We start from the raw sequence: 13,436 nt of genomic DNA, 5'->3' as shown, positions 1-13,436 counted from the left end.
CCGTCCGATGATCTACCTGCCCGCCCGGCGGGTTGTTCTACTTCTGGTAAGCGTCATGTCACTCAGACAGGAAATTCTGAGTGACATGACGGCGTCGAGGACATCCGGTTCGGCGGCTCTCCGACGCGGCTAGGCGGGGCGGAGCCAGAGGGCCCCCAGCGGCGGCAAGCGGAGCGCCACCGAGGCGGGTTGGCCGTGCCAGGGGATGTTCTCGGCGTGCACGGTGCCCAGGTTGCCGACGCCGGAACCGCCGTAGTGCTGGGCGTCGGTGTTGAGCACCTCCGCCCAGTCACCGGCGGCCGGCAACCCGATCCGGTAGTCCTCAAGCGGCAGCGCGGAGAAGTTGGCCACGCAGACCAGAGTCGCCCCGTCGGGCGCGATCCGGACGAACGAGATGGTGTTGTTCGCGACGTCGTCACCGGCGAGCCAGCGGAAACCGGCGGGGGAGGTGTCCTGCGCCCACAGCGCCGGGGTGTCCCGGTAGACCCGGTTCAGGTCGCCCACGAGGCGTTGCACACCGGCCCGCGCCGGATCGTGCAGCAGGTACCAGTCGAGGCCGCGTTCCTCGCTCCACTCCCGGTCGTCGGCCAGCTCGCAGCCCATGAACAACAACTGTTTGCCCGGGTGCGCCCACATGTACGCCAGCAGCACCCGCACGTTCGCCAGCCGCTGCCAGGTGTCCCCGGGCATCTTGCCGACCAGGGAACCCTTGCCGTGCACCACCTCGTCGTGGCTGATCGGCAGCACGTAGTTCTCGCTCCAGGCGTACGCCAGGGAGAAGGTGAGCTGATGGTGGTGGTGCTGCCGGTAGATCGGGTCCTTCGAGGTGTAGAGCAGGGTGTCGTGCATCCAGCCCATGTTCCACTTGAACCCGAAGCCGAGCCCGCCGTCGCTCGTCGCCCGGGTCACCCCCGGCCAGGCGGTGGACTCCTCGGCGATCATCACCACCCCGGCGTGGTGCTTGTAGACGGTCGCGTTGACCTCCTGCATGAACGCGATGGCCTCAAGATTCTCCCGGCCGCCGTGCACGTTCGGCGTCCACTGCCCGGCCTGCCGCGAGTAGTCCAGGTAGAGCATCGAGGCGACCGCGTCCACCCGCAGCCCGTCGACGTGGAACTCGTCCAGCCAGTAGAGCGCGTTGGCGACCAGGAAGTTGCGCACCTCCCGCCGGCCGAAGTCGAAGACGTAGGTGCCCCAGTCGGGATGCTCGCCCCGGCGCGGATCGGGATGCTCGTAGAGCGGGGTGCCGTCGAACCGGGCGAGCGCCCACTCGTCCTTCGGGAAGTGCGCCGGCACCCAGTCCAGGATCACCCCGACGCCGGCGGCGTGCAGCCGGTCCACCAGGTAGCGGAAGTCGTCGGGGTCGCCGAACCGGGCCGTCGGCGCGAAGTAGCCCGTCACCTGGTAGCCCCACGAACCGCCGAACGGGTGCTCCATCACCGGCAGGAACTCCACGTGGGTGAAGCCCAGCTCCACCACGTACGCGGTCAACTGCTCGGCCAGCTCCCGGTAACCCAGGCCGGGCCGCCACGAACCGAGGTGCACCTCGTACACGCTCATCGGCTCCTGGTGCGGCTGCCGCCGCGACCGCCGGTCCAGCCACTGGGCGTCGGACCACTCGAACGTCGACCGGTGCACCACCGACGCGGTGGCCGGCGGCACCTCCGCGTACGCCGCGAGCGGGTCGGCCTTGTCCCGCCAGTACCCGTCCGCGCCCAGCACCCGGTACTTGTACCGGGTGCCGGCGGTGGCGTCCGGCACGAAGATCTCCCACACGCCTGTCGAACCGAGCGAGCGCATCGGCCAGCCGTCATCGGGCGCCCAGCCGGTGACGTCGCCGACCAGCCGCACGCCCCGGGCGTTCGGCGCCCACACCGCGAACGCCACCCCGCCGTCGACGACCCGGGCGCCCAGCGCCTCCCACAGCCGTTCGTGCCGGCCCTCACCGATCAGGTGTAGGTCCAGGTCGCCGAGGGTCGGCGGGAAACGGTACGGGTCGTCGTGGCGCACGCCGTCGACGTCGAGCCGGTAGTCGAGCACCTCCCCGGGGACGGTGGCCTCGAAGACTCCGACGTCGTGCACCCGCTTCATCGGGTGCCGCTCCTCGCCGACCAGCACGCCGACGTCACCCGCGCCCCGGCGCAGGGTGCGGATCACCGTACGCCCGCCGGCCGGGTGCGCACCGAGCACGGCGTGCGGGTCGTGGATCTCCCCGGAAATCAGCTGGTCCATCGGGTGTCGTCCTTCTGGGCGGGAGCGGTAGGTGCGGTGCCGCCCGACAGGTCGGCGGGCACGTCCTGAACGGTCAGGGTGACCGGCTGGGTGCCGCCCTGACCCGGGGACCCGGCATCCGTCGGCCCGGACAGGGCCGGCCCGGTCACGGCTGGCCCGGTCGAAGGCTCCGGCGCGGTGGCCGGGCGGTGCAGGGTGAGCACGTGCGCGGGTTGCAGGTACGGGTCGAGCCGGACCGCGTTGCGCTGCCCCCAGTCGTAGCGGGCGCCGGTCAGCTCGTCGTGCACGGTGAACCGGTCGTGCCAGTCCAGACCCAGCGCCGGCATGTCCAGGGTGGTGTTGCCCCACTGCACGGTGTGCGAGTCGAACGAACAGATCACCAGCACCGTGTTGCCGGTCGCCGGATCATGCTTGGACCAGCACAGCAGGGCCGGGTTGTCGATGTCGTGGAAGACCAGGTTGCGTAGCCGCCGCAGGGCCGGGTTCTCCCGGCGTACCCGGTTCAGGGTGGTGATGAACGGCGCCAGCGACCGGCCCCGCGCCTCGGCGCCAGCCCAGTCCCGCGGGCGCAGCTCGTACTTCTCGTTGTCGAGGTACTCCTCCGCGCCCGGACGGGCCACGTGCTCGAACAGTTCGTAGCCGGCGTACATGCCCCACGACGGGGAGAGCAGCGCGGCCAGCACCGCCCGGATCTTGAACATCGGCGGTCCGCCGTGCTGCAACGAGGCGTGCAGGATGTCCGGCGTGTTGGGCCAGAAGTTCGGCCGCATGTAGTCGGCCGCCGCCACCAGCTCCGTGCAGTACTCGCGCATCTCCGCGGCCGAGGTCCGCCAGGTGAAGTACGTGTACGACTGGGTGAAGCCGACCTTGGCCAGCCCGTGCATCATCGCCGGCCTGGTGAACGCCTCGGCGAGGAAGAGCACGTCCGGGTCGACCCGCTTGACCTCCCAGATCAGCCAGTGCCAGAAGTCGACCGGCTTGGTGTGCGGGTTGTCCACCCGGAAGATCTTCACGCCCTCGCCGACCCAGTGCCGCACCACCCGCAGCACCTCGGCGCGGATGCCCTCGGGGTCGTTGTCGAAGTTCAGCGGGTAGATGTCCTGGTACTTCTTCGGCGGGTTCTCCGCGTACGCGATGCTGCCGTCGGCCCGGGTGGTGAACCACTCCGGGTGCTCGGTCACCCACGGGTGATCCGGCGCGCACTGCAACGCCAGGTCCATCGCCACCTCCAGGCCCGCTTCGGCGGCGGCGGCGACGAAGTCGCGGAAGTCCTCAGGCGTACCCAGATCGGGGTGGATGGCGTCGTGCCCGCCCTCGGCCGCGCCGATCGCCCACGGCGAGCCCACGTCGTCCGGCCCGGCGACCAGACTGTTGTTCGGGCCCTTGCGGTTGACCCGACCGATCGGGTGGATCGGTGGCAGGTAGAGCACGTCGAAGCCCATCGCCGCGACACCCGGCAGCCGCTCCGTGGCGGTGACGAAGGTGCCGGAGCGGGCCGGCGCGTCGACGGCCGCCGGGATCGCCCCCTCGGAGCGGGGAAAGAACTCGTACCAGGCGGAGAAGAGGGCCCGCTCGCGGTCCACCCAGAGGCGGTACTCCTCGCCGGTGGTCACCAGCTCGCGCACCGGGTGCTGCCAGAGCAGGTCGGCCAGCTCCAACGCCGGACTCACCCGCTGCGGCAGCGGCCGGTCGACGTCGGTCAGGGTTTTCGCGGCCTTCTTGAGACGGGCCCGCTCGGCCTTCGGCACCAGCTTGGTGGCGGCGCTCAGCACGCGTACGCCCTCGGCCAGGTCGTTTGCCAGCTCAGCCGGCCCCTGGCCGGCGGCGATCTTCTTGGTGACCGCGTTGTGCCAGGTCAGGTAGGGGTCGCTGAACGCCTCCACGGTGAACATCCACTCGCCGACCGCGTCCGGCACGATGGTGGCGTGCCAGTGGTCCTGGCCGGGTTCACCCGGACGCATCCGGGTGAACGGGCGGGCCACCCCGTCGGGGCCGAGCCACACCACGTTGCAGCCGAGCGCGTCGTGCCCCTCGCGGTAGGCGCGGGCCGACACCGGCACCACCTCGCCGACCACCGCACGGGCCGGGTAACGACCGCAGGAGACGACGGGGGAGACGTCTTCGATCGGGAACCGTCCGCTCACCGCCCCAACCTACTGCCCGAGATCCCCTCGCGCTCGGCTGACAACCAACGAGATCTTGGAGGGCGTGGTGCGCCCCGATCCGTGGCAGTGAAAGTGGACGACACGCCGAGGCGAAGACACCAGTACTGCCACAGATCGGGGCGGGTAGCGTGCCGGCATGATCGAACTGGTCGAGCGGCACACGGTGCTGGCCGTCGTGGTCGGGTCGCGGGCGTACGGGCTGCACGGCCCGGATTCCGACCACGACCGGCGTGGCGTCTACGTGGCACCGACCCGCGCCTTCTGGCACCTGGAGAAGCCACCCACCCACCTCGACGGGCCGGCGGCGGAGCAGTTCTCCTGGGAGTTCGAACGCCTCTGCGAGCTGGCCCTGCAGAGCAACCCGACGGTGCTGGAGGTGCTCTGGTCCCCGCTTGTCGAGACGCTCACCGAGGACGGGCGACAGTTGCTGGCCACCCGGCGGGCGTTCCTGTCACGGCGGGTGGCCCAGACGTACGGCGGCTACGCCCGGGACCAGCTCAACCGGGTGGCGGCCCGCCGCGAACGTACCGGCGAGACGAACCACAAGCAGGCCATGCACATGATCCGGCTGCTGATCGCCGGGGTGCACGTACTGCGGACCGGGGAGATCCTGGTGGACGTACGGCACCTGCGTGACCGGCTGCTCGCGGTGCGCCGAGGCGAGCTGCCCTGGGAGTCGGTCACCGGCTGGGCCGAGGACCTGCAAGCCGAACTCGCCGACGCGACCGCCACCACCATGCTGCCGGAACAACCCGACCGGGACGCCGTCGACCGGCTGCTCACCGCCGTACGGGAGAGGAACCTGTAGTGACAGTCGACGTACCGTCGTGGGCCGCCGAGGCCGCCGGGGAGCTACCCCGCCCGCTGCTGTTCGCCACCGTCAGCGGCGCCCACCTGTACGGCTTCGCGTCGGTCGACTCCGACCTGGATCTACGCGCCGCGCACCTGCTGCCGGCGACGGAGGTCGTCGGGTTACGCACCGGACCGGACACGTTGCAGCACACCGGCGTACGCGACGGCGTCGAACTGGACGTGGTCAGCCACGATCTGCTGAAGTTCGCCCGGCTGCTGAACAGCCGCAACGGGTACGTGCTCGAACAGGTGTTGTCGCCGCTGGTGGTCGTGACCACCCCGGTGCACGCCGAACTCGTGTCCCTGGCACCGCGACTTGTCACCCGTCACCACGCGCACCACTACCTCGGCTTCGCGGCCACCCAGGAGCGGCTGTACGCGCAGACCGGAAAGCTCAAGCCCGCGCTGTACACGTTGCGGGTCCTGCTCACCGGGAGCCACCTGATGCGCACCGGCCGCCTGGAGACGGACCTCGGCGAGCTGGGAAAGAGCCTGGCGTACGTGCCGGATCTCATCGTCGCCAAGCGGGAGGCCGAGCACGGGCCAATGCCCCCGGGCACCGCCGAGCGACTCGCCGTCGACGTACCGCGGCTGCGCGCCGACCTGGAGGAGGCCAGGAACGCCTCGACCCTGCCCGACCAGCCCGACCCGGCCGCCGTGGACGCCCTGCACAACCTGGTCGTACGCACCCGCCTGGCCTGAGCCGCGTCAACGGAGCTTGATCCCCTGCTCGCTCGGTCGACCGCCCACGGGCTCGGGCTGTTTCCGACGACGTAGAATTTGGCCCCCGCGAGGGACCTGGGAGGGCGAGGCCGGCATGAGTTACGCGGCACTGATCCGGCCGGTGATCGACCGGGTGTACGTGGGACTGCGCAGCGCGGGACGGGACCGGCTGCGGGCGGTCTACGACCGGCACGGCCTTCGACCCGGGTTCGAGTGCAGCTTCTACTTCGGCCTGCTTGCCCGCCCGATGCCTGCGGACAGTTTCGCGGCGGCTACGGCGTACTCCGGCTCCGACATGACCGGCGAACTCGAACAGGGCATCGCCGTCGTCGACGCCGACGGCGCGTGGCGGCTGACCGAACGGGGCCGGGAGGTGGCGCTGGCCGTACAGCGCACCATGGGTGACTTCGCCGAGGAGTTCTGGGACCGGAAGCCGATCGAGACGATGCCGGGCCTGGCGGTGGTTCCCCACCTGGCCGACCTTGTCGGTCGCCTCCTGGAGGCGGGCCTGGCAACCGGTGGTCCAGCCTTCCGTGCGATGGCCCCGGTGTACGAGCCGACCGATGCCACTGCGGCCGTACGCCTGACCAGCCGACTCGGGGCGCTGCGGCACCACCGGGCCGACGCGCACCGGGCGGCCTGGGCCGCCGCCGGGCTCACCCTGGCGCAGCTTCGGGCGCTGGCCCCGGACGATCCTCGACGACAGGCCGTCGAGGACGCGACCAACCGGCTGGACGAGCCCATCTACCAGGCCCTGTCTCCCGCCGAGCGGGACGAACTGCTCGCCGGCCTCGGAGCACTCCCCGGCTGACCCGGCTCTGAGGACGTATCCGTCTGCTGACACGTATCGTTTGTATTACGTGATACGCGGAGGCGCCATGAAGCTCAACAGCAAGGGGCAGGTCACCATCCCGGCCGCGCTGCGCGCCCGGTACGGCCTGCACGAGGGTGACGAGGTCGACGTGATCGAGGACGGCGGTGCACTCCGAATCGTCCGGGTGAGCGGCGCGGAGAGTCGAGGGCAGCGCCTGGTGCGACACATGCGCGGGCGTGGTGGCACGAAGCAGACCGCCGGCATGTCCACCGACGACCTCATGGAGTTGCTGCGTGGGGATTGACCGACTCCGCGCCGTCGCGCACCGGCCCACCGACTCGGCCACGACCCTTGTCGACACGAACGTGCTGCTTGACATCCTCACCGACGACGCCCGGTGGGCGAACTGGTCCAGCGAGTCACTGGCCGAGGCACGGGACAACGGGGCCCTGGTGATCAACCCCATTGTGTACGCCGAGGTGTCGGTCCGTTTCGACCGCATCGAGGACCTCGACGAGGCGCTGCCGGCCGGTGACTTCCTTCGTGAGGAACTCCCGTATGCGGCCGGCTTCCTCGCGGGCAAGGCGTATGCGAGTTACCGCGCGCAGGGCGGCACCAAGAGGTCGCCGATTGCCGATTTCTACATCGGGGCACATGCGGCCGTGTGTGGATACCGTCTGCTCACCCGCGACGGGGCCCGCTTCCGGACGTACTTCCCGAAGCTGGCGTTGATCAGCCCGGCGGGTTGATCGCACTACTTCAGCAGGGAGCGGTAGAGGTCGAGGGTGCGGGTGGCGATGGCGTCCCAGGAGAAGTGTTCGACCGCGCGTCGCCGCCCGGCCCGGCCGAGCGTGGCGGCGCGCTCGGGCGCAGCCAGCAACTCGTTCAGCCGCCCCGCCAGGTCGGCCTCGAAGCGCGCCGGATCCACAGGCGTGCCGTCGAGGCCGGCCTGTTCGATCGGGACCAGCAGGCCGGTCTCGCCGTCGGCGACCACCTCGGGGATGCCGCCGGTGGCGGTGGCCACCACCGCCGTCTCGCAGGCCATCGCCTCCAGGTTGACGATGCCCATCGGCTCGTACACCGACGGGCAGACGAAGATGCTGGCGTGGGTGAGCACCTGGATCACCTCGGACTTGGGCAGCATCTCGGCCACCCAGACCACCCCGGAGCGGCTGGCCCGCAGCTCGGCGACCAGGCCCTCCACCTCGGCGGCGATCTCCGGGGTGTCAGGTGCCCCGGCCAGCAGCACCAATTGGGTGTCCGCCGGCAGCTCGCGGGCGGCGCGCAGCAGGTGCGGCAGGCCCTTCTGCCGGGTGATCCGCCCGACGTAGGCCACGCTGGGCAGGGCCGGGTCGATGCCGAGGCGCGCCAGCACGTCGGTGCCCGGATCCGGGGCGTACTGCGCGGTGTCGATGCCGTTGTAGATCACGTGTACCCGGTCCGGATCCACCGACGGGTACGCGGCCAGCACGTCCCGACGCATGCCCGCGCTGACCGCCACGATCGCGTCGGCCGACTCGTACGCGGTGCGCTCACACCACGAGGAGAGCGCGTAACCACCGCCGAGCTGCTCGGCCTTCCACGGTCGCAGCGGCTCCAGGCTGTGCGCGGTCGCCACGTGCGGCACCCCGTACAGCAGCTTCGCGGTGTGCCCGGCCAGGTTCGCGTACCAGGTGTGGCTGTGCACCACGTCGGTGCCGGCACACCCGGCGGCCATCTCCAGATCCACGCCCATCGTGCGCAGCGCGGCGTTCGCGCCGGTCAGGGCCGCCGGCTCGGCGTACGCCCGAACTCCCGGCTCGGTACGCGGCGCGCCGAAGCAGTGCACCCGCACGTCGGTGAGCTGGCGCAGTTCCCGGGCCAGGTACTCGACGTGCACCCCGGCGCCGCCGTAGACCTCCGGCGGGTACTCCCTGGTGAGCAGGTCCACGCGCAGCCGTGCGGAGTCCGTCATGCCCGGCACCCTAGTGCAGAATCCGGCGTCGCACCCGGCCGCGGAACTGTCCCGTACGAGTGGTGAACCGGCACCGGTATGGATAGCGTCTGTTCATGGCTGCCAAGGTGCTCGCGATCGTCCTGGCCGGCGGAGAGGGCAAGCGCCTGATGCCGTTGACCACGGACCGGGCCAAGCCGGCCGTCCCGTTCGGCGGGATGTACCGCATGGTCGACTTCGTCCTCTCCAACCTGGCCAACGCTGGCTATCTGAAGATCGTCGTGTTGACCCAGTACAAATCCCACTCCCTCGACCGGCACATCACCAAGACCTGGCGGATGTCGACGCTGCTCGGCAACTACGTCACGCCGGTGCCCGCGCAGCAGCGCCGTGGCCCCTGGTGGTTCGCCGGCTCGGCCGACGCGATCTACCAGAGCTTCAACCTGATCTACGACGAGCAGCCGGACTATGTGATCGTCTTCGGTGCCGACCACATCTACCGGATGGACCCCCGGCAGATGGTGGAGGACCACATCGCCTCCGGCGCCAGCGTGACGGTCGCCGGCATCCGGCAGCCGCTGTCGACGGCCGACCAGTTCGGCGTCATCGAGGTCGGTGAGGACGGCCGACGGATCCGGGCCTTCCGGGAGAAGCCCACCGACGCCGTCGGTCTGCCCGACGCCCCCGACGAGATCTACGCCTCGATGGGTAACTACGTCTTCACCACCCGGGCGCTCATCGACGCGGTCGAACGCGACGCCGACGACAAGACCAGCAAGCACGACATGGGCGGCAGCATCATCCCGATGCTCGTCGAGCGCGGCGAGGCGAACGTCTACGACTTCCGCGACAACGAGGTGCCCGGCAGCACCGACCGGGACCGCGGCTACTGGCGCGACGTGGGAACCCTCGACTCGTTCTACGACGCCCACATGGATCTGATCAACGTCCACCCGGTGTTCAACCTCTACAACTTCGACTGGCCGATCTACACCGAGCAGCCGCCGTATCCGCCGGCCAAGTTCGTGCACCAGTGGGGGGAGCGGGTCGGCCGGGCGGTCGCCTCGATGGTCTCGCCCGGCGCGGTGATCTCCGGCTCCCTGGTGGAGAACTCGATCGTCTCGCCCAAGGTGAAGGTCCACTCCTGGGCTCACGTGGACGGCTCGGTCCTGATGGAGGGCGTCGAGATCGGCCGGCACGCGGTGGTCCGTCGGGCCATCCTCGACAAGAATGTCCAGGTGCCCGAGGGCGCCGAGATCGGCGTGGACCTGGAACGCGACCGGCAGCGCTACACGGTCTCCGACAACGGCATCGTGGTCATCGGCAAAGGACAGAAGGTAGAACCGTGAGCGCGAGGAGTGCAGCGCAGCGGAGCCCCGCAGTCGCGAACGAAAGGTCAATACAGCCTTGAGCAGTCATCCCCGTGCCGGCCAGCCTGCCGAGCCCGCCGACCTGGTCGACGTACCACGGCTGGTGACCGCCTACTACGCCGAGCACCCCGACCCGGCCGACCCGGCGCAGCAGGTCTCCTTCGGCACCTCCGGGCACCGCGGGTCGAGCCTGCGCAACGCCTTCAACTCCGACCACATCCTCGCCGTCACCCAGGCGCTCTGCGACTACCGGCGGGAACAGGGCGTCGACGGCCCCCTCTTCCTCGGCCGCGACACCCACGCGCTGTCCACCCCGGCGGCCGTCGACGCCCTGGAGGTGCTCGCCGCCAACGATGTCACCGTGCTGCTGGACAGCCGGGACGGCTACACCCCCACCCCGGCGGTGTCGCACGCCATCCTCACCCACAACCGGGGACGCACCGCCGGCGTCGCCGACGGCATCGTGATCACCCCGTCGCACAACCCGCCCGACGACGGCGGCTTCAAGTACAACCCCACCCACGGCGGCCCCGCCGACTCCGACGTCACGAAATGGATCCAGGACCGCGCGAACGCGATCCTCACCGCCGGGCTCAAGGAGGTGCGCCGCATCCCGTACGCGCGGGCCCGCGCCGCCGACACCACCGACACGTACGACTTCCTCGCCGCGTACGTCGACGACCTGCCGGCGGTGCTCGACCTCGACGCGATCCGCGCCGCCGGGGTCCGCATCGGCGCCGATCCGCTCGGCGGCGCCAGCGTCGACTACTGGGGCGAGATCGCCGACCGGCACCGGCTCGACCTGACAGTGGTCAACCCGACCGTCGACCCGACCTGGCGGTTCATGACCCTCGACGGCGACGGCAAGATCCGGATGGACTGCTCGTCGCCGAACGCGATGGCCTCGCTGATCGCCATGCGCGCCGACTACCAGGTGGCCACCGGCAACGACGCCGACGCCGACCGGCACGGCATCGTCACCCCCGACGCCGGTCTGATGAACCCCAACCACTACCTCGCCGTCGCGATCGCCCACCTGTTCCGTACCCGCGAGAACTGGGGCCCGGACGCGGCCGTCGGCAAGACCCTCGTCTCGTCCTCGATGATCGACCGGGTCGCCGCCGACCTCGGCCGACCGCTGCTGGAGGTGCCGGTCGGCTTCAAGTGGTTCGTGCCCGGGCTGCTCGACGGCACGGTCGGCTTCGGCGGCGAGGAGAGCGCCGGCGCGTCGTTCCTGCGCCGCGACGGCGGCACCTGGACCACCGACAAGGACGGCATCCTGCTCTGCCTGCTCGCCGCCGAGATCATCGGGGCGACCGGGCGCACGCCCAGTGAGCACTGGGCCGAGCTGGCCGACCGGTTCGGCGCACCCGCGTACGCCCGCATCGACGCACCCGCCACCCGGGAGCAGAAGGCGGTGCTCGGCAAGCTATCCCCGGAGCAGGTACGCGCCACCGAACTGGCCGGCGAACCCATCACCGCGACGCTGACCACCGCCCCCGGCAACGGCGCCCCGATCGGCGGGCTGAAGGTGACGACGGAGAGCGGCTGGTTCGCCGCCCGCCCGTCCGGCACCGAGGACGTCTACAAGATCTACGCCGAATCCTTCCAGGGCCCCGACCACCTGGCCCGGGTACAGCAGGAGGCCCAGGCCCTGGTCACCGACGTGCTCGACAACTCCTGACACTGCGGCGGAGCGGGCGCCCGGGTGTGGTGACCAAGAGTGACCACACCCGGGATGCCGCTGTCACGATCCGGCCGGACCGATCGACGTGGGGCGGAAGGTGTGTTCCCGACCGCAGTAGTCCGGCCTGATGCTGGGCCCGTCGAGAGACGTCCGGCAGACCTGGATGGTCACCCGGTCGATGCCCAGCACCGAGGCGCTGGAGCCGAGCACGAAGTCGAACCGGACCACTCCGTTGTCGACCCGCTGGGCTGCCTGGTCGATGGGACGATCGCCCGCGTACGCGATGTAGGTGGCAGTGGTGTAGCGACGGTCGTCGCGGCAGGCGATCGGCTCGTTGGCGCTGGGCCGGTCGACGACGACTCCGGTAAGCCGTACCGCACTTGTGGGTGCGGTTGAGCGCCATTCGAGCACGCCTTCGGTGTAGCCGTAGGTGCAGTTGTCTCCGGACGGGACGGAGAAACGCTGGGAGATCGGGCTGGCGGCGGCGCTGCTGGCCATGACGGTGGCGGCGAGAAGCGCGGCGGCGAGGACGGTCGCCGCCCGCAGGAGTGCGCGGGTCATCTGCTTCCTTCCAGACTGATCGGGGTGCGGTGGTGTGTTGGGCGGGACGGGTCGCGACTGGGGGCCCGATTGGGACGGCCACCGGCACCGATTGCAGATGAAGCGAAGTCTATCGATGTAAGGGCGGAAAGTCAGCCGCCGCAGCGCCGGGTCAGCGCGGTGGGGGGAGTTCGCGGCGGCCGAGTTGACGACGCAGGTTCTCCGGGAGCAGCTCGCGGAGCTGCTCGGGCAGCAGCGGCAGGTCGAGCAGGCTCAGTTTGAGCTGGCTGCGCTCCTGGTAGCGGGCCGGGTCGAGGCGGACCACCAGGCCGGCGTCGGTGCGGTAGCGGATGTGCACCGCACCCGAGGTCGACCCGTCCCGGATGACCAGGCCGTCCACCTCCACGGCGACCGGCGCGGACCCGGGACGTAGCTCCAGATGGATCGTCTCCTCGGGGGAGAGCACCACCGACCGGGAGATGCCCGACATCGGCGCGCTCGGGGTGACCACCACCGCTCGTGTGGCCGGGGAGACCAGCGGCCCGCCGGCGGCGTAACTGTAGGCGGTCGACCCGGTCGGGGTGCTCACCACCAGCGCGTCACAGCGGTAGTAGCCGTACTGCTGCCCGTCCACCGCCAGGGTCGCGGTGACGAAACCCTGACCGGGGCGCCGGATCAGGGCGATGTCGTTGAACGCGACCACGTCGTCGCCGCACACGTCACAGGCCAGGCAGCTGTGCGACTCGACGGTGTACTCGCCGGCCAGCAGCCGGTCCAGCGCCGCCGGCAGCTCCGGCGGCTCGACCTCCACCAGAAACCCCAACTTCCCCAGGTGTACGCCGAGCACCGGCTTCGGATCGGGTACGGCCGCCCGCAGCGCGCCCAGCATCGTGCCGTCCCCGCCGATGCTGACCAGCACGTCCGCTCCGGCGGTGAGCTGGTCCTCCGGTACCGGGCGGACGGACTCGGGCACCCGCTGCCGGTCCTGCTCGCGTACCGTCAGGGCCACCTCGTGCCGCGCGGCCCAGGCGGCGATGGTGTCCACCACCGGGGACACGTCCCGGGTGGGGTGCAGCACCAACCCGAGCCGGATGCGGTCCATACCCACAGCTCATCACAG

12 protein-coding genes are annotated in these 13,436 nt (G+C 70.6%); 7 read left to right on the top strand and 5 right to left on the bottom strand.

The features are described 5' to 3' along the window. Positions 1-129: 129 nt before the first annotated feature. On the bottom strand, positions 130-2,232 hold the full coding sequence (gene glgB, locus AB0J93_RS07340; RefSeq protein ID WP_363919063.1) for a 1,4-alpha-glucan branching protein GlgB: 2,103 nt from the start codon (positions 2,230-2,232) through the stop codon (positions 130-132). After that, complete coding sequence (locus tag AB0J93_RS07335; protein ID WP_363919061.1) at positions 2,220-4,376, bottom strand: alpha-1,4-glucan--maltose-1-phosphate maltosyltransferase; 2,157 nt, start codon at positions 4,374-4,376, stop codon at positions 2,220-2,222. The genes glgB and AB0J93_RS07335 overlap by 13 nt, the downstream gene beginning before the upstream one ends. Positions 4,377-4,533: 157 nt before the next feature. Between AB0J93_RS07335 and AB0J93_RS07330 the strand changes: the two genes are divergently transcribed. From AB0J93_RS07330 to AB0J93_RS07310, 5 genes are all read left to right on the top strand, one after another. Beyond that, positions 4,534-5,205, top strand: coding sequence for a nucleotidyltransferase domain-containing protein (locus tag AB0J93_RS07330; protein WP_363919059.1), 672 nt, complete (start codon positions 4,534-4,536; stop codon positions 5,203-5,205). Further along, the gene (locus AB0J93_RS07325) at positions 5,205-5,951 is read left to right on the top strand and encodes a nucleotidyltransferase domain-containing protein (RefSeq protein WP_363919057.1); all 747 of its coding nucleotides are present in this window, start codon (positions 5,205-5,207) and stop codon (positions 5,949-5,951) included. Before AB0J93_RS07330 ends, AB0J93_RS07325 begins: the two co-directional genes overlap by 1 nt. A 115-nt stretch (positions 5,952-6,066) precedes the next feature. Further along, positions 6,067-6,783, top strand: coding sequence for a hypothetical protein (locus AB0J93_RS07320; protein WP_363919055.1), 717 nt, complete (start codon positions 6,067-6,069; stop codon positions 6,781-6,783). Positions 6,784-6,850: 67 nt separating this feature from the next. After that, complete coding sequence (locus AB0J93_RS07315; RefSeq protein ID WP_164445328.1) at positions 6,851-7,090, top strand: AbrB/MazE/SpoVT family DNA-binding domain-containing protein; 240 nt, start codon at positions 6,851-6,853, stop codon at positions 7,088-7,090. Continuing rightward, positions 7,080-7,535: a type II toxin-antitoxin system VapC family toxin gene (locus AB0J93_RS07310; protein ID WP_363919053.1), complete on the top strand. Its 456-nt coding sequence runs from the start codon at positions 7,080-7,082 to the stop codon at positions 7,533-7,535. The genes AB0J93_RS07315 and AB0J93_RS07310 overlap by 11 nt, the downstream gene beginning before the upstream one ends. 5 nt (positions 7,536-7,540) lie before the next feature. Here the strand turns inward: AB0J93_RS07310 and glgA are convergent, their stop codons facing one another. Next, on the bottom strand, positions 7,541-8,740 hold the full coding sequence (gene glgA / locus AB0J93_RS07305) for a glycogen synthase (RefSeq protein ID WP_363919051.1): 1,200 nt from the start codon (positions 8,738-8,740) through the stop codon (positions 7,541-7,543). A gap of 95 nt (positions 8,741-8,835) precedes the next feature. On the opposite strand from glgA, the gene glgC reads away from it, so the two are divergent. Together glgC and pgm are read left to right on the top strand one after the other, a co-directional pair. Further along, on the top strand, positions 8,836-10,068 hold the full coding sequence (gene glgC / locus AB0J93_RS07300) for a glucose-1-phosphate adenylyltransferase (protein ID WP_363919049.1): 1,233 nt from the start codon (positions 8,836-8,838) through the stop codon (positions 10,066-10,068). Positions 10,069-10,126: 58 nt separating this feature from the next. After that, positions 10,127-11,773: a phosphoglucomutase (alpha-D-glucose-1,6-bisphosphate-dependent) gene (gene pgm / locus AB0J93_RS07295; protein WP_363919047.1), complete on the top strand. Its 1,647-nt coding sequence runs from the start codon at positions 10,127-10,129 to the stop codon at positions 11,771-11,773. Positions 11,774-11,836: 63 nt separating this feature from the next. Here pgm and AB0J93_RS07290 read toward each other — a convergent pair whose 3' ends face one another. Together AB0J93_RS07290 and AB0J93_RS07285 are read right to left on the bottom strand one after the other, a co-directional pair. Then, complete coding sequence (locus AB0J93_RS07290; RefSeq protein ID WP_363919045.1) at positions 11,837-12,337, bottom strand: hypothetical protein; 501 nt, start codon at positions 12,335-12,337, stop codon at positions 11,837-11,839. A 151-nt stretch (positions 12,338-12,488) separates the two neighbouring features. After that, positions 12,489-13,418, bottom strand: coding sequence for an NAD(+)/NADH kinase (locus tag AB0J93_RS07285; protein ID WP_363919043.1), 930 nt, complete (start codon positions 13,416-13,418; stop codon positions 12,489-12,491). Between the last annotated feature and the right edge of the window lie 18 nt (positions 13,419-13,436).

Source organism: Micromonospora sp. NPDC049374, from assembly GCF_040677165.1.
In the GTDB taxonomy this organism is placed as follows: Bacteria; Actinomycetota; Actinomycetes; order Mycobacteriales; family Micromonosporaceae; genus Micromonospora.
The sequence above is the reverse complement of the archived record's forward strand: the minus strand, read 5'-3'. Positions and strand labels throughout refer to the sequence as shown.